The sequence below is a fragment of the Streptomyces sp. NPDC053665 genome (assembly GCF_055585285.1).
This window is the reverse complement of record NZ_JBVJKK010000004.1, coordinates 588,105-613,543: the sequence shown is the minus strand read 5'-3', so window position 1 is coordinate 613,543 and position 25,439 is coordinate 588,105. Positions and strand designations below refer to the sequence as shown.

At 72.1% G+C, this 25,439-nt stretch carries 18 protein-coding genes; 11 read left to right on the top strand and 7 right to left on the bottom strand.

Features of this window, described 5'->3' with window-relative positions:
- Positions 1–23: 23 nt before the first annotated feature.
- Positions 24–1,076, bottom strand: coding sequence for a class I fructose-bisphosphate aldolase (locus ACZ6ZN_RS19725; protein ID WP_469647894.1), 1,053 nt, complete (start codon positions 1,074–1,076; stop codon positions 24–26).
- 126 nt (positions 1,077–1,202) lie between these two features.
- The gene (ppdK, locus tag ACZ6ZN_RS19720) at positions 1,203–3,890 is read right to left on the bottom strand and encodes a pyruvate, phosphate dikinase (protein WP_469647892.1); all 2,688 of its coding nucleotides are present in this window, start codon (positions 3,888–3,890) and stop codon (positions 1,203–1,205) included.
- A gap of 305 nt (positions 3,891–4,195) precedes the next feature.
- On the opposite strand from ppdK, the gene ACZ6ZN_RS19715 reads away from it, so the two are divergent.
- The 7 genes from ACZ6ZN_RS19715 to ppk2 all read left to right on the top strand — a co-directional run bounded on the left by ACZ6ZN_RS19715 (position 4,196) and on the right by ppk2 (position 12,242).
- Positions 4,196–4,699, top strand: coding sequence for a hydrogenase maturation protease (locus ACZ6ZN_RS19715; protein ID WP_451878446.1), 504 nt, complete (start codon positions 4,196–4,198; stop codon positions 4,697–4,699).
- The gene (gene hypF / locus ACZ6ZN_RS19710) at positions 4,696–6,969 is read left to right on the top strand and encodes a carbamoyltransferase HypF (protein ID WP_469647888.1); all 2,274 of its coding nucleotides are present in this window, start codon (positions 4,696–4,698) and stop codon (positions 6,967–6,969) included. The genes ACZ6ZN_RS19715 and hypF overlap by 4 nt, the downstream gene beginning before the upstream one ends.
- Before the next feature lie 5 nt (positions 6,970–6,974).
- A complete protein-coding gene (locus tag ACZ6ZN_RS19705) occupies positions 6,975–7,232 on the top strand; it encodes a HypC/HybG/HupF family hydrogenase formation chaperone (protein WP_451878444.1) in 258 nt (85 codons plus the stop codon).
- A 127-nt stretch (positions 7,233–7,359) separates the two neighbouring features.
- Positions 7,360–10,056 carry a bifunctional acetate--CoA ligase family protein/GNAT family N-acetyltransferase gene (locus ACZ6ZN_RS19700; protein WP_469647885.1) on the top strand — a complete coding sequence of 899 codons (2,697 nt, stop codon included), beginning with the start codon at positions 7,360–7,362 and terminating at the stop codon, positions 10,054–10,056.
- A 41-nt stretch (positions 10,057–10,097) separates the two neighbouring features.
- Positions 10,098–10,829, top strand: a complete 732-nt coding sequence (locus ACZ6ZN_RS19695; protein ID WP_451878442.1) for a CBS domain-containing protein — start codon at positions 10,098–10,100, stop codon at positions 10,827–10,829.
- 15 nt (positions 10,830–10,844) lie between these two features.
- Complete coding sequence (locus ACZ6ZN_RS19690; protein WP_451878441.1) at positions 10,845–11,348, top strand: flavodoxin domain-containing protein; 504 nt, start codon at positions 10,845–10,847, stop codon at positions 11,346–11,348.
- Positions 11,349–11,438: 90 nt separating this feature from the next.
- On the top strand, positions 11,439–12,242 hold the full coding sequence (gene ppk2 / locus ACZ6ZN_RS19685) for a polyphosphate kinase 2 (RefSeq protein WP_451878440.1): 804 nt from the start codon (positions 11,439–11,441) through the stop codon (positions 12,240–12,242).
- 54 nt (positions 12,243–12,296) lie between these two features.
- On the opposite strand, the gene ACZ6ZN_RS19680 is transcribed toward ppk2, so the two are convergent.
- From ACZ6ZN_RS19680 to ACZ6ZN_RS19670, 3 genes are all read right to left on the bottom strand, one after another.
- Complete coding sequence (locus ACZ6ZN_RS19680; RefSeq protein ID WP_451878439.1) at positions 12,297–13,202, bottom strand: universal stress protein; 906 nt, start codon at positions 13,200–13,202, stop codon at positions 12,297–12,299.
- Positions 13,203–13,392: 190 nt separating this feature from the next.
- Positions 13,393–15,114 (bottom strand): sensor histidine kinase, encoded by a 1,722-nt coding sequence (locus ACZ6ZN_RS19675; protein ID WP_469647880.1) that lies wholly within the window; start codon positions 15,112–15,114, stop codon positions 13,393–13,395.
- A gap of 152 nt (positions 15,115–15,266) precedes the next feature.
- Entirely contained in the window at positions 15,267–16,337 is a 1,071-nt protein-coding gene (locus ACZ6ZN_RS19670; RefSeq protein ID WP_451878437.1) for a zinc-dependent alcohol dehydrogenase family protein, read from the bottom strand.
- 234 nt (positions 16,338–16,571) lie between these two features.
- On the opposite strand from ACZ6ZN_RS19670, the gene ACZ6ZN_RS19665 reads away from it, so the two are divergent.
- Positions 16,572–18,902 (top strand): heavy metal translocating P-type ATPase, encoded by a 2,331-nt coding sequence (locus ACZ6ZN_RS19665; RefSeq protein WP_469647877.1) that lies wholly within the window; start codon positions 16,572–16,574, stop codon positions 18,900–18,902.
- Positions 18,903–18,948: 46 nt separating this feature from the next.
- Here ACZ6ZN_RS19665 and ACZ6ZN_RS19660 read toward each other — a convergent pair whose 3' ends face one another.
- Together ACZ6ZN_RS19660 and ACZ6ZN_RS19655 are read right to left on the bottom strand one after the other, a co-directional pair.
- Complete coding sequence (locus ACZ6ZN_RS19660) at positions 18,949–21,324, bottom strand: glycoside hydrolase family 65 protein (RefSeq protein ID WP_469647874.1); 2,376 nt, start codon at positions 21,322–21,324, stop codon at positions 18,949–18,951.
- A gap of 171 nt (positions 21,325–21,495) precedes the next feature.
- Positions 21,496–22,368, bottom strand: coding sequence for a universal stress protein (locus ACZ6ZN_RS19655; protein WP_469647871.1), 873 nt, complete (start codon positions 22,366–22,368; stop codon positions 21,496–21,498).
- 637 nt (positions 22,369–23,005) lie between these two features.
- On the opposite strand from ACZ6ZN_RS19655, the gene ACZ6ZN_RS19650 reads away from it, so the two are divergent.
- The 3 genes from ACZ6ZN_RS19650 to ACZ6ZN_RS19640 are packed head-to-tail and all read left to right on the top strand — an operon-like array spanning position 23,006 to position 25,439.
- A complete protein-coding gene (locus tag ACZ6ZN_RS19650) occupies positions 23,006–24,169 on the top strand; it encodes a 4Fe-4S dicluster domain-containing protein (protein WP_469647868.1) in 1,164 nt (387 codons plus the stop codon).
- On the top strand, positions 24,166–24,624 hold the full coding sequence (locus ACZ6ZN_RS19645; protein ID WP_469647866.1) for a Crp/Fnr family transcriptional regulator: 459 nt from the start codon (positions 24,166–24,168) through the stop codon (positions 24,622–24,624). The genes ACZ6ZN_RS19650 and ACZ6ZN_RS19645 overlap by 4 nt, the downstream gene beginning before the upstream one ends.
- Positions 24,621–25,439 (top strand): FAD/NAD(P)-binding protein, encoded by an 819-nt coding sequence (locus ACZ6ZN_RS19640; protein WP_469647864.1) that lies wholly within the window; start codon positions 24,621–24,623, stop codon positions 25,437–25,439. Before ACZ6ZN_RS19645 ends, ACZ6ZN_RS19640 begins: the two co-directional genes overlap by 4 nt.

Below are 25,439 nucleotides of genomic sequence, written 5' to 3'. Positions count from 1 at the left end.
ACACCTCGATGCGCTTGGTCCGCTCACGCCACGGTGACGGTGTCGTCGAGGTAGACGTCCTGGACGGCGTGCAGCAGATCCACGCCTTCACTCACAGGTCGCTGGAAGGCCTTCCGGCCGGTGATGAGTCCCGTGCCGCCCGCCCGCTTGTTGATCACCGCAGTCCGGACCGCCTGCGTGAGGTCACCCTGGCCGGCTGACGCGCCACCGCTGTTGATGAGGCCGACACGCCCCATGTAGCAGGAGGCGACCTGCCAGCGCGTGAGGTCGATCGGGTGATCGGTGGTGAGGACGTCGTACAGACGCCGGTCGGTCCTGCCGAAGCCGAGCGCGAGGTAGCCGCCGTTGTTCTCCGGCTGCTTCTGTTTGACGATGTCGGCCTCGACGGTGGCACCGAGGTGGTTCTCCTGACCGGTGAGATCGGCCGACACCGCGTAGTCCACGCCGTCCTTCCTGAAGGCCGCGTTGCGCAGGTAGCACCACAGCACAGTGAACATGCCCAGTCGGTGGGCCAGTGCGAACGCCTCACGTGCCTCACGCAACTGGCGGTCGGACTCTTGCGAGCCGAAGTAGACGGTGGCGCCGACGCCCACCGCGCCCAGGTCTAAGCACTGTTCGACATCCCCAAACATGACCTGGTCATAGTGGTTCGGGTAGGTCAGCAGCTCATTGTGATTGAGCTTGACGATGAAGGGGATCCGGTGCGCGTAGCGCCGCGAGACGGCTCCCAGTACGCCCAGTGTGCTCGCGACCGCGTTGCACCCGCCTTCGACGGCCAGTTCGACGATGTGCGCGGGGTCGAGGTATCGGGGATTGGCCGCGAAGGCAGCAGCCGCGGAGTGTTCGATCCCCTGATCGACCGGCAGGATCGACAGGTGACCGGTGCCGCCCAGACGGCCATGATCGAACAGGGACTGCAGACTGCGCAGCACCCGGGGCGGGCGGTCGGAGCCGGCCGGGGCCCGGTCGTCGAAGTCGGGCCCCGGCAGCATCAAGTCCTCCTTGCGGATTCCCCGTGCGGTGTGGGTCAGCAGGTAGTCGGCCTCGTCGCCCAGCAAGCCCGGTATGTCGATCATCGGCTCGCCTCTTTCGGTCGTGCTTGCGAGTGCGGAACGGATGGTGACGGGTCAGCCGTCGAGGACCTCGAACTCGTCGACGGAAGGCATCGGGGGTGCCGCCGCGTGGGCCGCGGCCCTCCCCCGTCACCTGCTGTCAGTGCCGGCGACGTGGGCGGACGCCGCCCGCCCCGCCTCCAGCCTCGCCGCCGGAATCCTGAAGGGCGAGCAGGAGACGTAGTCCAGCCCGATGCGGTGGAAGAAGTGGATGGACTGCGGATCACCGCCGTGCTCGCCGCACACGCCGGCCTCCAGGTGTGCGTCGACCGCACGGCCGGCGGTGACGGCGAGCTCCATCAGGCGCCCCACGCCCTCCTGGTCGAGGGTCTCGAAGGGGGACACCACGAAGACGCCCTTGTCCAGGTAGAGAGGGAAGAAGGAGGCCTCGGCGTCGTCCCGGGACAGCCCCCAGGTGGTCTGGGTGAGGTCGTTGGTGCCGAAGGAGAAGAAGTCGGCGACTTCCGCGATCCGGCCGGCGGTGAGTGCCGCCCGCGGCAGTTCGATCATGGTTCCGACGGGGCAGTGCAGGGAGGTTCCCGTCTCCGCCGCGACGTCGGCGAGTACGTTCTCCGCCTCCGCGCGCGCCAGCCGCAGTTCCTCCACCGTCCCCACCAGCGGAATCATGATCTCGGCACGGGGCTCCCCGTGGTCCCGCAGCCGGCGGACGACGGCCTCGGCGATCGCCCGGACCTGCATCGCCATCAGACCCGGCACCGCGAGCCCCAGACGCACCCCCCGCAGGCCGAGCATCGGGTTCTGTTCGGTCATCCGCTCCACTGCGGCGAGCAGGGCGCGGTCGCGCTCGGTGGGACGGGCGGCCCGGGCCACACGGACCGCCAGCTCCGTGCGGTCGGGAAGGAACTCGTGCAGCGGAGGGTCGAGCAGCCGGATGGTCACCGGAAGCCCGTCCATCGCCGCCAGGATGCCGGTGAACTCCGCACGCTGCAGGGGCAGGAGAGCGGCAAGGGCGTGCCGGCGGGCGTCGTCGCCGTCGGCCAGGATCATCGCCTCGACGAGGGCCCTGCGCTCTCCGAGGAACATGTGCTCGGTACGGCACAGCCCGAGACCCTGGGCGCCCAGCCTCCGGGCACGCGCGGCGTCCTCGGGTGTGTCCGCGTTAGCCCGCACCTCCAGGCGCCGCACCGAGTCGGCGTGGTCGAGCAGGCTCAGGACGGCCCGTGTCAGCGGACTCGTCGCCCGGCCCGTGTCCAGGCATCCGCTCACGTCCGAAGCGGTCAGGGGCAGGGTGCCCGGGTACACCGCGCCGGTCGTGCCGTCGACGGACAGGGTGTCACCCTCCCGCACCGTGACACCCGAGGGCGTGGTGAACCGCCGGGCAGCAGGGTCGATGACCAGCGCGTCGGCGCCGCAGACGCAGACCTTGCCCATGCCCCGGGCCACCACGGCGGCATGGCTGGTCTTGCCTCCGCGGCTGGTCAGCACCGCCTGGGCGGCGATCATGCCGGGCAGGTCCTCGGGGGTGGTCTCCCGGCGGACCAGGACGGTCTGCTGCCCCTCGGCCGCGCGGCGCACCGCGGCGTCGGAGTCGAACACCACGGCCCCCACCGCCGCGCCGGGCGAGGCCGGAACGCCGCGGGCGAGCCGCACGTCACGGGTACGGGTGGCGAACCGGGGGAACATCAGCCGTGTGAGTTCCGCGCCGCCCACCCGGGCCAGGGCCTCGTCGGGTGTGATGACGCCCGCCTCACCCAACTCGTGGGCGATGCGGAAGGCCGCCGCGGCGGTGCGCTTGCCTATCCGTGTCTGCAGGATCCACAGGCGCCCGCGCTCGACGGTGAACTCGACGTCGCACAGGTCACGGTAGTGGGCCTCCAGAGTGCGCAGGTGATCGCCGAGCCGGCGGTAGGACGAGGGGTCGAGGTTCTCCAACTCGGCCAGGGGCACGGCGTTGCGTACACCCGAGACGACGTCCTCACCCTGTGCGTCGGGCAGGTAGTCGCCGTACATGCCGGACGCGCCGGTCGCGGGGTCACGGGTGAAGGCGACGCCGGTGCCGGAGTCCGGGCCGAGGTTGCCGAAGACCATCGCCTGGATCGTCACCGCCGTGCCGAGGTCGTCGGCGATGTGTTCACGGCGCCGGTAGACGCGGGCGCGTTCACTGTTCCAGGAGCCGAAGACAGCGAGGACGGCACGGTAGAGCTGTTCGAAGGGGTCCTGCGGGAAGTCCTCACCTGTTTCGTGGCGGATGAGGGCTTTGAACTCCTCCACCACGTTTCGCAGTTCCTCCGCGTCGAGGGCGGCATGGTCGCCCGCCGCGGAGGGCTTGCTCCAGTGCGCTGCCATGACTCGTTCGAACAGGCCGGCGTCCACGCCCAGCACCGTGTGACCGAACATCTGCAGCAGACGCCGGTAGGAGTCCCAGGCGAACCGCTCCTGGCCCGAGGCTTTGGCGAGTCCGGTCACCGAGTCGTCGTTGAGTCCGATGTCGAGGATGGTCTCCATCATGCCGGGCATCGAGAACCGCGCGCCGGAACGTACGGACACCAGCAGCGGATCGTCGGCCCGGCCCAGATCACGCCCCAGGGCACGCTCCAGGCCCGCCAGCGCACGGGCCACCTCCACGCCGAGTTCGGGCGGCTCCTGCCCCGTCACCAAGAATGTGCGACAGGCCTCGGTGGTGACGGTGAAGCCGGGCGGCACGGGCAGACCGAGCCGGGTCATCTCCGCGAGACCCGCTCCCTTGCCGCCGAGGAGGTCGGCCATCTCCCGGGTGCCCTCCGCGAATGCGTACACGTACCGGATCGGTTCGTTCATCTCGGATCGCATCCCTCGTTCGTGCCGCGAGGCGGCGGCGGTGCAGCCCGGTCGCCCGCCGCGTCGATGGCGGAACTCGCCGAGGCACTTCCTGCCTGTCGGCGAGCTGATTTCCGACGGCTCCTCGTCCCAGCCTCACGGCTGCGCGCCGGGGCTGTCAGGGGTCATCAGGTACTCACAGGTGGGCCGAAGGGCCCTCTGCTGCGTCCTCGGCCGGGCCGTGGCCCTGGACGGAGGCGCTCCGCTCCACCGATCGGGGCCTTTCGGCCCTGGATCGCTGCGCGGACGGGGCTCAGCGTGGAGTCATGGACCGCGGAGGGATCGTCGTGATCGGCGTCGGGAACGAGTTCCGGCGCGACGACGGTGTGGGCCCGGCGGTGGCCTCGCTTCTTCGGGAGCGGACCGACTCCAGGGGCAGCCTCCCCGACACCGTAGTGTCGGTCTGTGACGGGGATCCGGCCCGGCTCATCGGGTTGTGGGCGGGTGCCGGGCTGGCCGTGGTCGTGGACGCCGCCCACGCACGACCCGCCAGCCCGGGCCGGATCCACCGGGTCGCCCTGGACGCCGTGTGGCTGGGGCAACCGGCGACGACCAGCTCGCACGGGCTCGGTCTCGGTGAGGCCGTCGACCTCGCCCGTGCCCTGGGACAGTTGCCGGGGCGTCTCGTCGTGTACGCGGTGGAGGGCTCCGACTCGTCCCCCGGCACCGGGCTTACGCCTGCCGTTGCGCAGGCCGTGGAAGCGCTCGCGGACGCGGTCGAGGACGAAGTGGTGCGTCACCGTGCCGCACAGCAGGGGAGACGGCCATGAGCGTGCGCGGCTTCCGCGTCTTCGGAGTGGTGCAGGGCGTCGGCTTCCGGCCCTTCGTGTACCGCACCGCCGATGCCCTCGGACTCGACGGGTGGGTGGCGAACGTGGACGGCCACGTGGAGGGTGAGGTGGCCGGCGACTCCCGCACGATCGAAGAGTTCGCCGCCCGCCTCGCAACGAGGGCGCCGCCCCTGGCGCGGGTACGGCGGGTCGAGCTGACCAGCGCCGGAGACAGTGCGGACCAGGGGTTCCGGGTACGGGAGAGCACGTCCGGCCGCGCCCGAAGCCCCGTGCGTGAGATCCCGCCCGACGCGGCGATCTGCGACGCTTGTCTGCGGGAGCTGTACGACCCCGCCGACCGGCGGTATCGCTACCCGTTCATCAACTGCACCGACTGCGGCCCCCGGGCGACGATCATCGAGGAGCTCCCCTACGACCGGGCCCGCACCACGATGCGGCACTTCCCGCTGTGCCGGGACTGCGCCGCGGAGTACGCCGACCCTGGGAACCGGCGCTTCCACGCCGAGCCCGTGGCCTGTCCCGCCTGCGGGCCTCGGGCGGCCTACGGCCCACTGCGGGGTGCGACAGCGCTGTCGGCCGCGGCGAAGGCGATCTCCGAGGGAGCCGTGGTCGCGGTGAAAGGGCTCGGTGGGTACCAACTGGTGTGCGACGCGACGGACAGCGAGGCCGTTGCTGCGCTGCGCCGGCGCAAACACCGTCCGTCCAAACCGTTCGCGGTCATGGTCCGCGACATCGGCACGGCCGTCCGGCTGGCCCGTGTCGGCAGTGCCGAGCGTGCGGCGCTCACCTCGCCGGCACGTCCGGTGGTTCTGCTGGCCGCCCGGCGCGGGCATCCGATTGCACCGGAGGTCGCCCCCGGAGTCCCGCGCAGCGGCCTGTTCCTTCCCACGACCGGCCTGCACGATCTCCTGCTCGACGAGGTGAACCGCCCGCTCGTGGTGACGAGCGGGAACCTCTCGGACGAGCCGATCGCCGTCGAGGAGGCCGGGGCGTTCGCCGCGCTCACCCGCGTCGCGGACGCCTTCCTCACCCACGACCGGCCCATCCGGGCCCGCTACGACGATTCGGTCGTGCGGTTCGAGGGCCGGCAGCGCATCACCGTCCGCCGGGCCCGCGGCCTGGCACCCGCGCCCCTTCCCCTCACGGTGCGGACGCCTCTGGCCGGGGTGGGTGCCCAGCTCAAGCACACGTTCACGCTCGCGGGCGACGGCCGGGCGTACCTGGGTCCGCACACCGGCGACCTGTCCGACGCAGCGACGTACGGGGCGTTCCTGAGGTCCTACGCCGACCTGAAACGGCTGACCGGCATCGAACCGGCCGCGCTGGCACACGACCTGCATCCCGGCTACCTGTCCACTCGGTGGGCGTGCGAACAGAACCTGCCGCGCGTCGGGGTCCAGCACCACCACGCACACGTGGCCGCCGTCGCAGCCGAACACGGGGTGCGCGGTCCCTTCCTGGGCGTCGCCTACGACGGTCTCGGCCTCGGCGACGACGGCACGCTGTGGGGCGGCGAGATCCTCCTCGCCGAGCTGAGCGGCTACCGCCGCGTGGGCAGGTTCGCGACCGCGCCGCTGCCCGGTGGCGACGCGGCCGTGCGCCATCCCTCGCGCGCCGCCCTGGGGCACCTCCTGGACGCCGAGCCCCTGGGCACGCCCCTCCCCTCCCCCGCGCTCGTCCGCCGCTTCACCGAGCGGCTCGACCGGGGCGAGGTCGCCGCGGTACGCGCGATGGTCGCCCGGCGGGTCAACTGTCCCCGGGCGTCGAGCGCGGGACGCCTGTTCGATACAGCGGCGGCACTGCTGGGCAGGGCCGGTCCCGTCAGCTACGAGGGCGAAGCGGCCGTCCGGCTGGAGGCCATGGCCGGGTCGGCGCACGCCGTGCCGCTGGCCCATCGGATCGTCCGCGCGGACGGCCTGTGGGTGTACGACTCGACCTCGACGCTCGCCGAGTTGCTGGAGCGGCGAGCCGACGGTGAGGCGGCACCGTACCTGGCTGCCGCGTTCCACGTGACGCTCGCCCGTGTCACGGCCGACCTCGTGGCCCGGGCCGTCGAAGCCGGCGCACCCCGCACCGTCTGCCTGGGAGGGGGCTGCTTCGCCAACGGCCGTCTGCTGAGCGACGTGCGGCGACTGCTGCGCTCCCAGGGGCTGCGGGTCCTGGTCGGCCACGAGGTTCCGGTCGGTGACGGCGGCATCAGTTACGGCCAGGTGGCCGTGGCCGCAGCCCGGCTCGGAAAGGAGAGGTGAGGGCGATGTGCCTCGGCATCCCCGGACAGGTCCTGCGGGTACGGGAGGAGACCGGACTGCGTATGGCGACGGTGGACTTCGGTGGCGTACGGCGCGAGGTCTGCCTCGCCTACACACCCCACGCGGACGTCGGCTCCTACGTCGTCGTACACGTCGGCTTCGCCATCACCGAGATCGACGAGGCCGAGGCGCGGCGCACCCTCGACGTCCTGCGCGCCATGGCCGACGCCGTCGAGACGGAACTCGGCGAACCCCTGCCCTGAGCCGTCGCGGGCCGGACGGGCACCGGCCCGGGCCGGACGACCCGCCTCCGTGCCCGACCGGCCCATCGTTCCCCCGCCGCACGAGAGCGACGCTGAACGTGCGGACCTGCCGACGAAAGGGCCTGTCATGACCGTCACCCCAGCATCCGGTGAACGGGTGCACGCTCTGCTCACCGACGGCACGACGATCTGCCTGCGACCTGCGCGACCGGACGACCAGGAGGCCGTCCTGCGTCTGTACTCGGACATGTCCCAGTCGAACCTGCGACTGCGCTTCTTCTCCGTGAGTCGCCGCTCCGCCGAGCAGGCCGCCGCGCGAGTCGCCCAGACCGCCGATTCGGGCTATCACGCGCTGGTCGCCGAGCACGCGGGCCAGGTCATCGGGATCGCCGAGTACCAGACCGCACCCAGGGAGCCGGCGCAGCACGCCGAGATCTCGCTGGCGGTCCGCGACGGACGCCACCATCGCGGAGTGGGCACGCTCCTGCTCGAGCACCTGGTCTCCGCCGCTCGCACACACGGGGTGACGACCTTCACCGCGGACGCGCTCTCCGAGAACCACGAGGTGCTCAAGGTCTTCACCGACCTGGGTCTGCGCACCGAGCGGCGATTCGAGGGACCCGAGGTGCATTGTGTGATCCCCCTGGAGGAGACCGAGGACTACCTCCGGCATGTCGAGCTTCGCGGGCGTGCTGCCGATGTGGCCAGCCTCGTACCACTGCTGAGGCCCCGGTGCGTCGCGGTCGTCGGGGCGGGACGCAGGCCGGGATCGGTGGGCCGGGCCGTGCTCCACAACCTGTCAACCGGCCGCTTCGCAGGAGACCTGTATGCCGTCAACCCGACGGCGACGTCCGTGCACGGCATCCGCTCCTACCCGTCGGTGGGTGCCCTTCCACAGGTACCCGACCTGGTGGTGGTCGCCGTACCGGCCGCGGCTTGTGCGCCGGTGGCGGAGGAGTGCGGGCGGTTTGGTGTGCGTGCGCTGCTGGTGGTTTCCTCCGGTCTCGACGCCCGGCAGGCCCGGGACCTGCTCTCGGCGTGCCGTGACCACGACATGCGTCTCGTGGGCCCCAACTGCCTGGGCGTGGCCAACACCGAGGAGCCCATGCGTCTCGACGCCACCTTCGCCGCCGCCCATCCCGCGCCCGGCAGCGCCGGTGTGGCCGTGCAGTCCGGTGGGGTCGGCATCGCCCTGCTGGGCGGTCTGGCACGGCTCGGCATCGGCGTGTCCAGCTTCGTCTCGCTCGGGGACAAGTACGACGTCAGCGGCAACGACCTGCTGCAGTGGTGGGAGTCCGACGGGCGGACCGAACTGGCCCTGCTGCACCTGGAGTCCTTCGGGAACCCGCGGGCCTTCTCCCGTACCGCGCGCCGTGTCACGCGCCGCATGCCCCTGCTGACCGTCGACGCCGGCCGCACCGAGGCGGGTCGCCGAGCCGCCGCCTCCCACACGGCCGCCGCCGCCACGACGACCATGACCCGGCGCGCCTTGTTCCTCCAGGCCGGCATCACCGCCACCCGCACCGTGCCCGAACTGCTCGAGACCGCAGCTCTGCTGCACACCCAGCCCCTGCCCGCCGACGGCCGGGTCGTCGTGGTCACCAACGCGGGCGGCGCCGGTGTGCTGGCCGCCGACGCCTGCGCGGAGGCCGGACTGGTCCTGCCCCCGCTGCCGCCCGCGCTAACGGACGGCCTGCGGAGCGTGCTCCCGCCCGGTGCGAGCACCGCCAACCCCGTCGACGCGACGGCCGCCGTCTCGGAGGAGCAGCTGCGCGCCTGCGTCGACCTGCTGGCCACGCACGACGGCCTCGACGCGATCGTCGTCGCGCTGGTTCCCACCGCCGTCGCGGCGGCCACCGGCGACGATCTGGTCGGCGCGGTCACCCGTGCGCCGGCGCGCCGTTCGCGCACGACCGCGGTCGTCCTGCTGGACCAGGAGGTCCCGGTACGATTGCTGACCGCCGGCACGGGCCGGGTGCCGGCGTACGCCGACCCCCAGGCGGCGGCCCGCGCCCTCGCCCACGCCGTCGAGCGTGCCCACCGGCTGGCCCGGCCGCCCGGTGCCTTCCCCGTACTTCCGGGCATCGACACGCCGCGGGCGCAGAGCCTGGTGGAGGAGTTCCTGCGCCGTCATCCCGAGGGTGGATGGCCCGAACCCCGCCTGTGCGCGGAACTCCTCGGCTGCTACGGCATCCCGCAGGCACCGTGGGCCTGGGCCGAGACCGAGGACGAAGCGGTCTGGGCCGCCAACCGGCTCGGAGGCCCGGACGGACGGGTCGTCCTGAAGGCTCACTGGCCCGGACTCCTGCACAAGACGGCCCAGCACGCGATCCATCTAGATGTACGCGGCGAGGCGCAGGTGCGCGCCGCCTTCCGGGATTTCGCCGCCCGCTTCGGTCACGTCCTGACCGGGGCGGTCGTCCAGCCGCTCGCCGCACGCGGCATCGAACTGGTCGCGGGAGTGGTGCAGGACGAGGTGTTCGGACCGCTCGTGCTGTTCGGGCTCGGTGGTACGGCGACGGAGGTCCTGGCCGACCACGCGGCGCGTCTTGCCCCCCTCACCGATCTGGACGCCCGCGAGCTGATCACCTCACCACGCTGCGCACCTCTGCTGTTCGGGTACGACGGTGCCCGGCCCGTCGACACGACCGGGCTGGAACAGGTGCTGCTGCGGCTCTCGCGCATGGCAGGCGATCTGCCCACCCTCGCCGAGCTGGACCTCAACCCGGTCCTCGCGCGGCCCGAACGCGTCATGGCCCTCGACGCGCGGATCCGGCTCCTGCCGCGCCGCGCCCACGACCCCTATCTGCGCAGGCTCCGGTGAACCCGCGGGTTCGTGCGTGCCACTGAAGGAGGCGCAGGACGATGAAGCACAGCAAGGTCGGCGCGCTGATGACGGCCGATGTCGTGCGCGCCGAGTACGGCACACCGTTCAAGGAGGTCGCGCGGCGGCTCGCCCGGAACGGGATCAGCGGCCTGCCGGTGGTGGACGACGACGAGAAGGTCGTCGGTGTCGTGTCCGCATCGGATCTGCTGCTCCGTCAGGCCGACGGCCCGGGCGCGTCGAGCGCCGGTGCGTGGTTCCATCCGAGGCGCTGGGCACCGGGGGCGCACACCCGCCGGAGCCGGGCCCGAGCCCGTACGGCCGGGCAGCTCATGTCCCGGCCCGCCATCACGGTCCGCAGCGACGTGACTGTGGCGGAGGCGGCCAGAGTCATGGCCCAGCACCACGTCGAACGGCTGCCGGTCGTCGATGACGAGGAACGACTCGTCGGGATCGTCACCCGCCGCGACCTCCTGCAGGTGTTCCTGCGCCCCGACCCGGAGATCCGGGACACGATCAGGCACGAGGTGCTGGGCCGGGTGCTGCGGCTGCCGCCCGATGCCGTCGCCGTGGACGTGCACCAAGGCGTCGTGACCCTGAGCGGGCAGCTCGAACGCCGGGTCGAGACCACCACGGCCGTGGAGATGTGCCGTCGGACGGACGGGGTGATCGCGGTCGTCGACCACCTCACCCACCGTTTCGACGACCACCGGCCCCCGCACGGCGAACCGGCCCTGCACGGAATGCCCTACTACTGGCAGCACAGGCCGTGAGGAGACGTGATGGCCATGGACAAGAAGGTATTGGTGGCCTACGGCTCGACCAACGGGTCGACCGCCGAGATCGCCCGCCGCGTCGGTGAGATCCTGGCCGATCATGGACTGGACGTCCACGTGCGGTCCGCGGCGGAGGTCACCGACATCAGCGCCTACGACGCGGTCGTCCTCGGCGCCGGCCTGTACGCGGGCCGGTGGCAACGCGACGCCCGGCGCTTCGCCCGGCGCCGGCGCAAAGCCCTCGCCGCACGGCCGGTGTGGCTGTTCAGCAGTGGCCCCCTGGACCCGTCGGCGTCAGAGCGGGACATTCCTCCCGCCCCCGGGGTGCAGCAGCTGGCCCACCGCATCGACCCCCGGGGCCACGTGACGTTCGGCGGCTGCCTGGAAGGTGAGGTCAAGGGCCGCCTCGCCCGGATGATCGTGAACTCGGGCAGGGGCGGCGACTACCGGGACTTCACGCGGATCAGCGCCTGGGCAGCCGGGGTCGCCCGGGAGCTGGCCGTCCCCGGGGAGTGACCCGGGGCGAGCGCCTGTCGTGCGCGCCCGCCCGACCGGCAGTACGGTGCCAGCACGGTGTCCCGATCGAGCCCCGCAGCGGGAGACGGCATGACGGAGCGCAAGCCGGCGAGAATGCCCCGTAAGGCGTACGAGAAGGAACTGACCCGGTTGCAGACGGAGCTGGTGAAGCTCCAAGAATGGGTGCGCGCGCAGGGCGCGCGGCTCGTCGTCGTCTTCGAGGGGCGTGACGCGGCCGGCAAGGGCGGCACGATCCAGCGGGTCACCGAGCACCTCAACCCGCGCGTCGCGCGGATCGCGGCGCTGCCGAAGCCCACCGAGCGCCAGCGCAGCCAGTGGTACTTCCAGCGCTACGTCGAGCACCTCCCCGCCGGCGGGGAGATCGTCCTGTTCGACCGGTCCTGGTACAACCGGGCCGGGGTGGAGCACGTCATGGGCTTCTGCACGCCGGAGGAGCACCGGCTCTTCCTGCGCCAGTGCCCGGTCTTCGAGCGCATGCTGGTGGAGGACGGGATCCTGCTGCGCAAGTACTGGTTCTCGGTCAGCGACACCGAGCAGCAGGAGCGCTTCCGCAAGCGTCTCGAGGACCCTCTGCGCCGCTGGAAACTGTCACCGATGGACCTCGAGTCGATCACCCGGTGGGAGGCGTACTCACGCGCCAAGGACGTGATGATGGTGCACACCGACATCGCGGAGGCGCCGTGGTACGTCGTCGAGAGCGACGACAAGCGGCGCGCCAGGCTCAACATGATCGCCCACCTGCTGGGGACCGTGCCGTACCACGAGGTGCCCCCGCCGGTGCTGCACCTGCCCGACCGGCCGGCCTCGACCGGATACCGGCGTCCCCCGCGCGATCTGCAGACCTACGTCCCCGACCACACGGCACACCTGTGAGGGGGCGGCCTCCCGGGCCGCCCCCTGCCGGTGTCACTCCGCTGCGCGCGCCTGTCAGCCGTGGGCCACCACGACGACGGGGACGACGGCGTGGTGCAGCACGGCGTGGGCCACGGGGCCGATGTGCACCCCGAAGCGGTTGCGCCGTGTCCGCCGCCCCACCACGACGAGCGAGGCGTAGCGGGAGGAGCTCACGAGCTGGTCGGCCGCACTGCCGGCACGGGAGGCCTCGATGACCTCGACCGCCGGGTACTTGTCCCGCCAGGGACGCAGTGCCTCGGTGAGCTCGGCCGCGTACTCCCGGGCGAGTTCGTCGCGCACACTCACGTGATCGGACAGGCCGTAGATGTTGTACGGCGGCGGCGTCCAGGCGTGCAGGACGCGCAAGGACGTGCCGCGGCGGGCGGCTTCCTCGAAAGCGAACGCGAGGACCGTGTCGTCCGGACTGCGGGTGTCGAGCCCCAGCAGCACGGGACGGAACCCCGTCGCCGCGGACGGTATGCCGGCGGGATCCATGACGTGCTCGTCCGCCGCCTGTTCCCCGGACCGCACCAGCACCACCGGTGTCTCGGTCCGCGCGATGACGGCCTGTCCGACGGAACCGACGATGAACCCGCCGATCCCGCTCAGGCCCCGGGATCCAAGGGCCAGCAGTTCGGCATCCCTGGCCAGATCCACCAGCACGTCGCCGGGTGCCCCGTTCAGTTGGATCGCGCTCACGTCCACTCCCGGGTGGCGCGCCCGCAGCCCCTCGGCGGTTCCGCGCGGAATCCGCTCGCTCCAGTGCTTCAGGGTCTCCGTCCCGAGCAGCGGTGCCTGCGCCAGCGGCTGCGCGACAGGCTCCCAGACGTGCACCAACCGCAGGGACAGCCCACGCAGACCGGCCTCGCGGGCCGCCCATTCGGCGGCTGCCCGGCTCTCGGAGGAGCCGTCGAGGCCCACCATGATGTAGCGCAACATGCTGTCCACCTCCTGATTCGCTTCCCACCCTCAGGTTCGCGCCGGGGAGCCGTCCCGGTGCAGGGGTCGCAGGTCCCGCCCCGGGACCGTTCGGCCCCATCGGCGAGGGCCGGTCGCGGCGCAGGGGGTGGGCTCGCCTGTCGTCCGGACGCGGGGGACGGGGGCGTCGGCGGGTGTACCGGCCGCGCGCTCAGACCTGCTTCATCGGCACGCACCACACCAGTGACACGCCTCCGCCGGCCGGGCTCGACACCTCCAGCGACCCGCCGAGCTGCTCGGCGCGATCGGTCATGTTGCGCAGGCCGCTGCGGCGACCGCCGGGCGTGATGCCGACACCGTCGTCGGTGACGTACAGGCGTACGTCACGGCCGTCCGTCGCCAGCACCACCTCGGTGCGTCCGGCGTGCGCGTGCCTGGCGACGTTGGTCAGGGCCTCCGAGAGCACGGCGATCACGTGGTCGGCGATCGCGGCCGGGACCTGGGTGTCCAGCAGCCCTTCCATCCGTACACCGGGCGCGAAACCCAGTGCGGCGGCCTTCTCCCCCACGACGCGTACCACACGGGATCGCAGGCCGGACCGGTCGTTGTCCTCCCGTGCATGCAATCCGAAGATCGTCGTCCGGATGATCTTGATGGTCTCGTCGAGATCGTCCACCGCGCGCATGACCCGCTCAGACGCTTCTGGGTGGTCGATGAGGCGGCCGGCGCTCTGCAGGGTCATGCCCGTGGCGAAAAGTCTCTGGATGGCGAGGTCGTGGAGGTCGCGGGCGATACGGTCGCGGTCCTCGAGCATCGCGATCTGTTCGGCGTCCCGGCGGTGCTCGGCCAGTTCCATGGCAACGGCCGCCTGGGCGGCGAACGCCTGCAACGGGTCGATCTCCGCCTCCGCGAAGGCCGGCCCGCCGGTCTCGCGCACGAGCAGGGCGACGCCCCGTACGCCCTCGCCCGTGCCGATGGGGACGGCGACGGCCGGTCCGTGGCCGACGGCACGCGCGGGGTCGGCGGACAGCCGCTCGTCGCTCGAGAGGTCGGCACTGATGACGGGGGCCCGATCGGAGAAGGCGCGACCGATGAGGCTTCCTTCCACGGGAAGCACACGGCCACGATGAGCTTCGGCTCCCTCTCCGATCGCCAGCTCGACGGAGAGAGCGCCGATGTCGTCCACCGGCACGGCGACCACCGCCAGGGACGCCGAGGTGATCTCCCGGGCCCGCTCGGCGATCAGGCCGAGCACCTCGCCACGCTCGCCGCCGGACATCAGGCTGTGCGTGATCTCCGCGCTGGCCTCCAGCCAGCGCTCATGCAGCCGGGACTCCTCGTACAGCCGCGCGTTGTCGATCGCGACGCCGGCTGCCACCGCCAATGTCGCCAGGACCGCCTCGTCCTCCTCGTCGAAGGCCGCTCCGCCCCGCTTCTCCGTCAGGTAGAGGTTGCCGAAGACCTGCTCACGCAGCCGGATCGGGACACCCAGGAAGGTGTCCATGGGCGGGTGGTGGGCCGGAAAGCCGTACGACGCGGGGTGGTCGGAGATCTTCGTCAGTCGCAGCGGTTCGGGGTGACGGATCAGTTCGCCCAGGATGCCGTGCCCCTCCGGGTAGTGACCGATCTCGGCTATCCGCTCCTCGCTGACACCCTCGGTGAGGAACCGGGACAGCCGCTTGCCGTCCGGGGTGATCACACCCAGCGCCGCGTACTCGGCGTCGACCAGCACTGCGGCCGCCTGGACGATGCGGCGCAGGGCGTGGTCGAGGTCGAGTTCGCGGCCCACCGACAGCACGGCCTCCAGGAGGCTGCGCACCCGGTCACGGGTACCGCGCGCGGCATCCAGACGGGCCTGCAACTCCTCCAGCAGCTCGTCCAGCCTCAGATGCGGCAGCCGTACACGTGCCTGGCCGGACTCCGGGTAGCTCACCACTGCCGATCCTCCAGGTGCCGTTCGCGGCCACCTGTCCGGTCAGGTGCCGCGCGGGGGCGGCGCCCCGTCCATTGTCGTACCGGCAACACACCTTGGCCAGCTCGCCGGGCGAGGACGTGCCCACCCGGTGAGGCAGCCCCGTGGGACGCTCAGCCGGCCGGGACGGCCAGTTCGTCGTGCGGCTGTCCGCCGAGGACGACCTTCAGCGCGCCGGTGTCGGCGGCACGCGCGAAGACCTCGTAGGCCTCCTCCATCTGGTCGAGGGCGAAGGAGTGGGTGACCAGGTCGGAGGTCGGTACCCGTCCGGAGGCCGCCATCCTCAGAAGCGTCGGGGTGGAGGACGTGTCCACGAGGCCGGTGGTGATGGTCACGTTCCTGATCCACAGATCCTCGAGGTGCAGGGTCGCGGGCTTGCCGTGGACGCCGACGTTGGCCACACGCCCGCCGGGCCGGACCATACGCGTGCACATCTCGAAGCTCTCGGGCACTCCCACCGCCTCGATCACCACGTCGGCACCGGTACCCCCGGTGAGATCGGCGACGAGTTGCTCGGGCTCGTCGCGCACCGGGGCAGCGGCGTCGGCACCGAACCGTCTGGCGGCCTCCAGCCGGGAGTCGGCGAGGTCCACCGCGATGATCCGTTCGGGAGAGTACAGACGGGCGGTGATGATCGCGGCCAGCCCGATCGGACCCGCGCCCACGACGGCGACCGTGTCACCCGGGCGCACGCCGCCGTTGAGCACGCCCACCTCGTACGCGGTGGGGAAGATGTCCGCGAACAGCACCGCGTCCTTGCTCTCGAGTGCGCCCGGCAGCGGGTGCACGGACAGGTCTGCGTGCGGCACGCGGACGTACTCGGCCTGCGTGCCGTCGATCAGATGGCCGAGGATCCAGCCCCCTCCGCCCTGGCACTGGCCGTAGACGCCGTCCTTGCAGAAGCGGCAGCGGCCGCAGGCCGTGATGCAGGAGACGAGGACCCGGTCTCCGGGCCGGACCGTGCGCACGTCGCTGCCGGTCTCGACGATCTCGCCGACAGCCTCGTGGCCCAGCACCGTCCCGGGGGGTACCTCCGGAACGTCGCCCTTCAGGATGTGCAGATCGGTTCCGCAGATCGTGACGGCGTCGACCCGCACGATGGCGTCGGTGGGGTCCTTGATTCCCGGGTCCGGCACGTCCTCCCAGGCGGACCTCCCGGGGCCGTGGAAAACGAAGCCCTTCATGTCCGTTCCTCCTCCGTCTCCGGCCCTTCGTTCATCGTCGGCGAACCGCTGTGGCGGGCACGGAGCACATGGGAGATGCCCCATGAACCCATACTCGGCCAGAACGAGGGCTCCCGCTTGGGCCGGGTGGCCCCGGGGCGGGGCTGTCCGACCCCTGCCCCCGGCATGCCGTGCCGGGCTCTGATGGTCGTACACCGGTGCAGGGCGTACGCCCCGGACCGACCGAGGTGGATCATGGACACCCCACTCTTCGCGGCCCGGCTGCGCCGCTCCGTCTCATCGGACTTGACGCCGCGGCTGGAGTTCGCCCTGCTGCTCGTCACTGCGAGCACTGTGGCCGCCGGCGCCTTCGCGCGGCTCGCCGGCTCAGCCGATCTGGCCGACCTGCTGTGGGCCGTCGGCACCGTGGCCGCGGTCGCACCCGCGTCGGCGTGGGTGCTCGCAGCGCTGCGGCACGGGCACGCAGGCGTGGACCTGATCGCCGTCCTGGCACTGGGAGGCACGCTCGCCGTGGGCGAGTACCTGGCCGGCGCGCTGATCGGGTTGATGCTCGCCACCGGCCGCTCCCTGGAGAGGACCGCTCAGCGGCGAGCCGCCCGCGATCTGCGCGTCCTGCTGGAGCACACACCCAAGTCGGCACGCCGCCGCACGGGTAGCCAGGTGGACACCGTGGCGCTGGACGACATCGTGGTCGGCGATCTGCTGGTGGTCGGCCCGGGCGAGGTGGTCCCGGTGGACGGCACGGTGGAGAGCGCCGCGGCCGTGCTCGACGAATCGGTGCTCACCGGGGAGCCGCTGCACGTCGATCGGGCGCGCGGTGAGGGGGTGCGCAGCGGGGTGGTGAACTCCGGTGCGGCCTTCGACCTGCGGGCCGAGGCGAGCGCACGGGACAGCACGTACGCGGGGATCGTGCGGCTCGCGCGGCAGGCGGGGGCGGAGTCGGCACCGGTCGTCCGGCTCGCCGACCGCTATGCCGCGTGGTTCCTGCCCCTGTCGGTGGCGGTCGCGGGCCTGGCGTGGCTGATCAGCGGCTCCGCGGTGCGGGCGGTCGCCGTCCTGGTGGTGGCCACCCCGTGCCCCCTGCTGCTGGCGGCGCCGGTGGCCATCGTCTCCGGCCTGTCCCGTGCGTCGCGGCTGGGCGTGGTCGTCCGGGACGGCGGGGCGCTGGAGAACCTGGGCCGGGCCCGCACCCTGCTGCTGGACAAGACCGGGACCCTCACCCGCGGGCGCCCTCGCGTCCTCGACGTGACCGCCGCCGCGGGCCGGACCCCGGCGGAGGTGCTCCGGCTCGCCGCCTCGGTCGACCAGTACTCGCCGCACGTGCTCGCCCGGGCCGTCGTCGAGGCCGCGCGGGAGCGCGGACTGGAGCTGACGCCTCCCATGGACGTCACCGAGCAACCGGGTCGAGGCGTCACCGGCACCGTGGCGGGCCTGCGGGTCTCCCTCGGCCGCCGGTCTTGGGCGGGCGCCCAGCCGTCCTGGGCGGGCACCGTCGACCATCGCGCCCTCCTCGAAGGAGCGGCCGTCGCCTGGCTCACCGTCGGCGGCGAACCGGCCGGCGCCGTCCTCCTGCGGGATCCGCTGCGTCATGACGCCCCACGCACCGTGCGCTGCCTGCGAACTGCGGGCATCGAGCGCGTGGTGATGCTCACCGGGGACCGGAACGCACCCGCCCGCGAGGTCGGTGCTCTGCTGGGTCTGGACGACGTGCGCGCCGGTCTCGGCCCCCCGGACAAGGTCGCGTGCGTGCGTGCGGAGAAGGAGCGCGCGGTGACCGTGATGGTCGGCGACGGCGTCAACGACGCTCCCGCTCTGGCCGCAGCGGATGTAGGCGTGGCGATGGGCGCCCGAGGGTCCACGGCATCGTCCGAGGCCGCCGACGTCGTCCTGACCACCGACCGGGTGGACCGGCTGGCCGACGCCGTCTTCATCGCGGTCCGTGCTCGTCGCATCGCCGTGCAGAGCGCTCTCGGCGGCATGCTGCTGTCCCTGGCGGCGATGGCCGCCGCCGCCGCGGGGCTGCTGCCGCCGGTTGCCGGGGCTCTGCTGCAGGAGGCCATCGATGTCGCCGTCATCCTCAACGCGCTGCGCGCGCTGCGTGGCGGTGGGACGGAACGGCCCACCGTGACCCCTGGTACCGAAGCACTGATCCACCGCTTCGCCGCGGAGCACGACGACCTCCAGGACGTCCTGGCCGCCGTGCGCGACGCCGCCGACCAGTTGTCCGGGGATTGCGGGCCGAGGGCCCTCGCGGCGGTCGAGGAGGCGCAACGGCTGCTCACGCAGCGGCTGCTGCCGCACGAGGCCGCCGAGGAACACCATCTCTACCCTGCGCTGGCCCCAGCTCTGGGCGGCCCCGAGGCGACCGCCACCATGAGCCGCGCTCACGCCGAGATCGAACGCCTCGCACGGCGGATCGGCACCCACCTGAGCCTCGCCCGGGCCTCCGGTGGCCTGGCCGCAGAGCAGCTCGACGACCTCCGCGCCTGCCTGTACGGCCTGAACACCGTGCTGCGCCTGCATTTCGCGCAGGAGGAGGAGAGCTACTTCTCCCTCGCCCCGTGACGCTCCGGTGCCCGCCGGCTGGGCCGTTCGTCTCTGGCGGGCCTCCTCACGCCCCGTCGGCAAGCAGCAAGTGGCTCGTTTCCCCGGGGCCGACGCCGACGGCCCGGTCGGGCAGACGCACGTCCACGGGCGGGGCGTCGGACGCCGGGACGGTAATCTCCAGCCGTCCGCTCTCCAGGCGCAGTCTCACCCCCCAGTGCTGCTGGTACTGCAGCGAGAAGCCGTACGACGACAGCTCCGGCAGTGGCACCGGGTCCAGCCACAGCGCCCCCCGTCGCGTCTCCAGCCCGGTGAGGCCACGCTGGACCAGATCGAGGGTGCCGGCCATGGCCCCGAGGTGGATGCCCTCGCCCGTGGTGCCGCCCTGCAGGTCGGCGACGTCACCTTTGAGCGCCTCCTGGCAGAACGACCATGCCTCGTCGCGCCGGGCCCGGGCGAGGATCCAGCCGTGGACCAGCCCGCTGAGAGTGGAGCCGTGGCTGGTACGGGCCAGGTAGTAGTCGACGGTCCGCGACCAGGTCTCTCCGTCCAGGCGCAGGCCCAGGCGCCGGAACAGGCCCCGGAGTTCGTCCGGCGAGAAGAGGTACCCGAGCATCAGCACGTCGGCCTGCTTGGACGCCTTGTACCGGTTGACGCTGTCGTCCTCGGCCTCCAGGATCCTGTCGAGCCGCCGGATGTCGTCGTACTGCTTCCGGTAGCCCTCCCAGTCGAGTTCGGCCAGCTCGCCGTATCCGTCGAACTGGCTGATGACCTTGTCGTGGAAGGGCACGTGGAGCGCGCGGGACACCTCCTCCCAGCGCTCCAGTTCGCCGTCGTCCAACTCGGCGCGTTCGACGAGTTCGCGCCGGCGCGGTTCCGGCAGGCCCCGCAGCACCTCGAGCGTGCGGGCGAGCACCCAGGCCGCCGTCACATTGGTGTACGCGTTGTCGTCCAGACCGGGCCGCTCGGCGTCCGGGTACGCCTCGTGGTACTCGTCGGGGCCGACCACACCCCGGATGCGGTACCGGCCCAGTCCGCCGTCCCAGGTGGCCGAGTCGGCCCAGAAGCGCGCGATCTGCACCATCATCTCGGATCCCTTGGTGTGCAGGAACTCCGCGTCACCGCTGGCCTCGCAGTACTGCCACACGTTGTAGGCGATCGCCGAACCGACGTGGTGCTGGAGGTGGGTGTGGTCGGGCAGCCAGCGGCCCGAGCGCGGGTTGAGGTGCAGTCGCTGGGTCTCCTCCCGGCCGTCGCTGCCGCTCTGCCACGGGTACAGCGCCCCGCGCCGGCCCAGGGCCCGGGCGGCTGCCCGGGCCCGGTCCAGGCGGCGGTGCCGGTAGTGGAGGAGCGCCCGGGACACTTCGGGGAAGTGCAGGTTCATGTAGGGCAGGACGAAGAGTTCGTCCCAGAAGACGTGTCCCCGGTAGGCCTCGCCGTGCAGGCCGCGCGCGGGCACCCCCACGTCGAGGTCCGCGGTGTGCGGGGACAGGGTCTGCAGCACGTGGAACAGGTGCAGCCGCAGGATGGCACCGGCTTCCCCCGGGACGTCGATCTCCGCCCTCCGCCACAGCCGGCCCCACGCGGTCAGGTGGGATCGCGACAGCGCCTCGAACCCGGGGGCGGCGCTGACCCGGTCCACGGCCGTCTGCAGGGGGTCGCTGATCGCGAGGTCGCGTGAGGTGTGCAGGGCCACCGTCTTGTCGACGGTGACGGCGTGGCCCGGTCGCAGGACCAGCCGCAGCCGCTGTACGGCACGCGGTTGCTCGTGTGTCGCGGTCACGGGTGCGTCGCAGGTCAGGCGGGCGGCCATGCCGATCCGGATGTCCGAGGTGCGCGTACGACAGCGCAGCCACACCGTGTTGGGATCGGCACTGCCCGTGTGGACATGGGTCAGATGACGTCCGTCCAGACCGCGGTAGCGGCGCACGCCGCTGTTGGTCACCCCGCCGTCCAGCGCCGCCTCCACCTCGAGGTCCGTGGGCTCGCCCTGCACGGTGAACTCGGTGCGCAGGGCCGCCAGGTGCGGATCCGCCATGTGCACCAGCCGCTCCTGGCGGACGGAGAGGACCCGCCCCTCGTCCAGGCCGTAGTGGGTGGTGCGTACCAGAAGCCCCGCGTCCAGGTTCAGGGCCTGCCGATGGGCGAGCACGGGCGCGGTGTCCGGCGTGAGCCAGGCACCACCCGGGCGGCGAAAGCGGAGCGGCAGCCAGTTCGGCAGGTTGACCATGTCCTCGTTCTCGACCCGCCGGCCTGCGACGGACGAGGTGAGCCGGTTGTAGCAGCCGGCCGCGTAGGTGCCGGGGTAGTGCACGTCGTCGGCGGTGCACTCGGGCAGCGCCCCCCGCGTGGCGAAGCAGCCGTTGCCCAGCGTGCACAAGGACTCCCTCAGGCGCTCCTGCGCGGGGTCGTACCCCTCGTACTCCCAGGTCCAGGCCGTCATTGGGCTGCCCCCTTCGCGGCTGAGAGGTCGAGAGGGCGGGCTCACCGGGTGGTGACCCCGTGCAGCCAGTGTCACCCGGAACGCACGACGTCCCGGTGTCCGGCGACACGCCGTCGTTCGTGTCGCCGGACACCTGGACGCTTCGTCGGCGACGCGGGCCCCGCCGCCGCCTCAGGCGTGCTGCGGGACGACAGCCACCGGGCACGCCGCGTGGTGCAGCAACGTGTGGCCCACGCGGCCGAGCTGGAGCCCGAAGTGACCGGACCGGCGCCGTGCTCCGACGATCACCAGGTCGGCGGCCTGCGACCGATGCACGAGGACCTTGCGGGCCGGCCCCTCGACCGGCACCCGGTTCACCCGGACGGCAGGGTGATCGGTCGCCACGTCGGTGACCAGGGCGTCGATCAGCCGCGATGCCTGCGCCTCCTGCTCGGCTGCCTCGTCGGTGCCGGCCGGGTGGTCGACGTTCTCGTGCGCGGGGCTGCGCCAGGCACGCACGATGTCGAGCACGCAGCCGCGCACCTCGGCCTCCCGGAAGGCGAACCGGACGGCTTCGTGGCTGGAGTCGGGGTCACCGGCACCGAGCAGGATCCGCTCATGGGTGCCGGCCAGGCCCGCCTTGTCACCGCGGACCACGATGACCGGGCAGTACGCGCGGGCCGCGACAGCGAGCCCCACGGAACCCAGCAACGCTCCCTTGAGCTCTCCCCGGCCGCGCGAGCCCGTCACGAGAGCAGTGGCGTTGTCCCCCTCGCCGAGGAGAGCGGACACCGCTTCCGCGGCCACCGCCTCGGCCGAGAGCTTGACATCCGGATCGAGACGCCGGACGCGTTCCTCGGCCGAGGCCACGATGTGCTGCGCCAGGACCCGCTCCGAGGGCCGTTGCAGCGTCACCGAGGGCAGCGCGCCCTCGTACCGCTCCCACAGGGATCCGTACACCAGGCGCAACGGCAGGCCGTGACGCACGGCCTCGTCCACCGCCCAGTCGACGGCCAGGATGCTGCCGTCCGACCCGTCGACACCCACGACCAGGGGCAGTTCCATGATCCCCACCACCAATCTTTCGCGCTGCCACCTCGTGCAGCAGGGGCATTACTGTCACCGTCGCACCTCGGCGCCTCGGGTGGCAGGGGCGGTTCGGCCCTGGCCGGGGACGTTCGGCCCACTGGGCCGGCCGCCGCTGCCATGAGGGCCGCCCGGCCCTGTTGCGCCCAGTGATGCACGAGCAGCCTGGACACCCGGGGGTGCCGTGAGACGAAGGCGATCAACATGCTCAGGATTCAGGTGACGAAGCCCCGGCTGCCGCGTCGGCCGGATCCTCCCGACCTGCGTACGCCGTCGGGGCGCCCCATGCCTTACTGATCCGGCCCGCCGGTCGGATGCCGGGCCGGTCGAGGCCTAACGGCCCTTCCGGCGACTCGGCCGGAGTGGTGTGCTGGAAGTGGCGGGAAGGACGAGAACAGACGCGGGGCAGCGGCCTCGAACCGCGCACCGCGCAATCCGGATCCGCGAGAAGCGGATGTCCTTCCCGTCCTGCACGACTTCCCCCGGCACGAACCGCACGCACCGTCCCCAAGAGGCCGAAGGGCCCCATGTCCGTGCCCGAGCGGCCCGTGGTGTCGCACGCCCCTGGTGGAACAGGCTGGCAGCAGGAGGACGGAAACGGTATGCGGAGGGCGTCATGACGAACAGTCCGGTGGCCGGCGTCCTGGACAGGGGCGGTCTCAGCGCCCTGGTGCAGGCCCTCGCCGCGCGGGGCCACACGGTCGTCGGCCCGACGGTCAGGGACTGTGCGATCACGCTGGCCGAGATCGATTCCGCCGACGATCTCCCGTTCGGCTGGGGCACCGAGGTCGAGGCCGGCCGCTACCGCCTCGTGCCGCGCGCCGACGGTGCCGTCTTCGCCCACACGGCGGGCCCTCAGTCGTGGAAGACCTTCCTGCATCCGCAGCGGCAGAAGGTGTGGAGCGCCGAGCGGGCACCGGACGGCGCCCTGTCGGTCACGGTGGAGAAGTCGGAGCAACCGTCCTATGCGTTCCTGGGCGTGCGCCCCTGCGATCTGCGGGCCATCGCGGTCCAGGACCGCGTACTGGGTGGCGGTCGCTTCCCCGACCGCGGGTACCGGCAACGGCGCACCGGAGCCTTCCTGATCGCCGCCGAGTGCACGGAACCGGGCGCCACCTGCTTCTGTGTCTCCATGGGCGACGGGCCGGCAGCGGGTCAGGGGTTCGACCTCGCGCTGACGGAGATCCTGGACCACGACGGTCACCGCTTCCTCGTCCGCGCCGGCAGTGAAGCGGGGCTGGAGGTTCTCTCCGGCCTCCCCCATCGCCCTGCCGATCCGCAGACGCAGCATGCGGCCCGGGCCGCCGTCGATGCCGCCCGGGACCGTATGGGCCGGGCCATGCCACCGGTGGACCTGCGCACGCTCATGGGCGAGAGTCTGGACGCGGAGCGCTGGGACGACGTGGCCGCCCGCTGCCTGACCTGCGCCAACTGCACCATGGTGTGCCCTACTTGCTTCTGCACCAGCACCGAGGAGATCACGGACCTCACCGGTGACCACGCGGAGCGGTGGCTGCGCTGGGACTCCTGCTTCGACCTGGACTTCTCACGACTCCACGGTGGGCCTGTGCGGGCCTCGGCGCGCAGCCGCTACCGGCAGTGGCTCACCCACAAACTCTCCACCTGGCACGAGCAGTTCGACAGCTCCGGCTGCGTGGGATGCGGGCGCTGCGTCACCTGGTGCCCGGTCGGCATCGACATCACCGAGGAAGCCGCGGCGCTGGACGACGAACGGGCCGGCCGACCTCGGCGCCAGAAGCAGAAGGGGACGGGACGATGACCTCCACGACCACTCTCTCCATGGCTCTGCCGGCCGAGCACCGTGACCGGTTGATGGGCGTCGCCCGTGAGGTCTCCTTCGATGCCGGGACACGCATCTTCGAAGAAGGCCGCCGCGCGGACCGGTTCTGGGTCATCCGGACCGGAACCGTCCTGCTCGATCTGCACGTCCCCGGCCGTCGCGCCGCCGTGATCGAGTCCTTGACCCACGGCGAACTGCTCGGCTGGTCCTGGCACTTCGCACCGTACGCATGGCAGCTGGGCGCCGAGGCCCTGAGCCCCGTGCGCGCCTGGGAGTTCGACGCCACGGCCGTGCGGGCCGCCTGCGCCCAGGACCCGGAGTTCGGGCGGTCGATCGCGACTTGGGTGGGCCGGGTCGTGGCACACCGGCTCCAGGCGTCCCGGATCCGTCTGCTCGACCTGTACGGCCCCTACGGGAGTGGGCGGTGGACATGAGCCTCGCTCCTGTCCCCCACCTGGTGACCGGCGTGCGGCGCGAGACGGCCGACACCGTCAGCCTCACGCTGGTTCCCGCGGGCGAGGAGCGGCTACGGCCCTTCGTCCCGGGACAGTTCGCCATGGTGTACGCCTTCGGGGTGGGCGAGATACCCGTCTCGGTGTCCCGAATCGGGCACGGGACGCTCGTCCACACCATCCGGTCCGTGGGAGCCGTCTCGGCCGCACTGTGCGCGCTCCGGCCGGGCGTCCAGGTGGGTGTGCGCGGTCCCTTCGGCACCGGCTGGGAGCTGGAGCAGGCGACCGGCCAGGACCTCGTGGTGATCACCGGGGGCATCGGCCTGGCCCCGCTGCGGCCCCTCGTCCTGGCAGCGTCCCGGGCGCGGACTGCTTACGGGCGGTTGAACCTTCTGATCGGATCGCGTGCGCCCGAAGACCTGCTGTTCGCCGACGACCTCCGCTTCTGGAGAGACCCGCAGGGCCCCGTGGACTGCCACGTCACCGTAGACCGCCCCTCCCCCGGCTGGCGAGGGCACGTCGGGGTCGTCACCACCTTGCTGAGCGCCGCGCATTTCACCCCGGGCAACACCACGGCGTTCGTGTGCGGTCCGGAGGTCATGATCCGTGCCGCTGCCCGCGATCTGGAGCACCGGGGAATACGGGCGGACCGCATTCACGTCTCCCTGGAGCGCAACATGCGCTGCGCAACCGGGACGTGCGGACACTGTCAGCTCGGCGGCGTACTGATCTGCCGCGACGGTCCTGTGATCACCTGGAACCGGGCGGAACCCCTCTTGACGGTCAGGGAGTTGTGA

What these genes read in the sequence shown, in the direction of transcription:
- ACZ6ZN_RS19695 (WP_451878442.1), top strand. Translation starts at nt 10,098, where the DNA reads ATGAAGCACAGCAAGGTCGGCGCGCTGATGACGGCCGATGTCGTGCGC.
- ACZ6ZN_RS19665 (WP_469647877.1), top strand. Translation starts at nt 16,572, where the DNA reads ATGGACACCCCACTCTTCGCGGCCCGGCTGCGCCGCTCCGTCTCATCG.
- ACZ6ZN_RS19690 (WP_451878441.1), top strand. Translation starts at nt 10,845, where the DNA reads ATGGACAAGAAGGTATTGGTGGCCTACGGCTCGACCAACGGGTCGACC.
- ACZ6ZN_RS19640 (WP_469647864.1), top strand. Translation starts at nt 24,621, where the DNA reads ATGAGCCTCGCTCCTGTCCCCCACCTGGTGACCGGCGTGCGGCGCGAG.
- ACZ6ZN_RS19645 (WP_469647866.1), top strand. Translation starts at nt 24,166, where the DNA reads ATGACCTCCACGACCACTCTCTCCATGGCTCTGCCGGCCGAGCACCGT.
- ACZ6ZN_RS19660 (WP_469647874.1), bottom strand. Translation starts at nt 21,324, where the DNA reads ATGACGGCCTGGACCTGGGAGTACGAGGGGTACGACCCCGCGCAGGAG.
- ACZ6ZN_RS19715 (WP_451878446.1), top strand. Translation starts at nt 4,196, where the DNA reads ATGGACCGCGGAGGGATCGTCGTGATCGGCGTCGGGAACGAGTTCCGG.
- ACZ6ZN_RS19655 (WP_469647871.1), bottom strand. Translation starts at nt 22,368, where the DNA reads ATGGAACTGCCCCTGGTCGTGGGTGTCGACGGGTCGGACGGCAGCATC.
- ACZ6ZN_RS19670 (WP_451878437.1), bottom strand. Translation starts at nt 16,337, where the DNA reads ATGAAGGGCTTCGTTTTCCACGGCCCCGGGAGGTCCGCCTGGGAGGAC.
- ppdK (WP_469647892.1), bottom strand. Translation starts at nt 3,890, where the DNA reads ATGAACGAACCGATCCGGTACGTGTACGCATTCGCGGAGGGCACCCGG.
- ACZ6ZN_RS19680 (WP_451878439.1), bottom strand. Translation starts at nt 13,202, where the DNA reads ATGTTGCGCTACATCATGGTGGGCCTCGACGGCTCCTCCGAGAGCCGG.
- ACZ6ZN_RS19650 (WP_469647868.1), top strand. Translation starts at nt 23,006, where the DNA reads ATGACGAACAGTCCGGTGGCCGGCGTCCTGGACAGGGGCGGTCTCAGC.
- ppk2 (WP_451878440.1), top strand. Translation starts at nt 11,439, where the DNA reads ATGACGGAGCGCAAGCCGGCGAGAATGCCCCGTAAGGCGTACGAGAAG.
- hypF (WP_469647888.1), top strand. Translation starts at nt 4,696, where the DNA reads ATGAGCGTGCGCGGCTTCCGCGTCTTCGGAGTGGTGCAGGGCGTCGGC.
- ACZ6ZN_RS19700 (WP_469647885.1), top strand. Translation starts at nt 7,360, where the DNA reads ATGACCGTCACCCCAGCATCCGGTGAACGGGTGCACGCTCTGCTCACC.
- ACZ6ZN_RS19725 (WP_469647894.1), bottom strand. Translation starts at nt 1,076, where the DNA reads ATGATCGACATACCGGGCTTGCTGGGCGACGAGGCCGACTACCTGCTG.
- ACZ6ZN_RS19705 (WP_451878444.1), top strand. Translation starts at nt 6,975, where the DNA reads ATGTGCCTCGGCATCCCCGGACAGGTCCTGCGGGTACGGGAGGAGACC.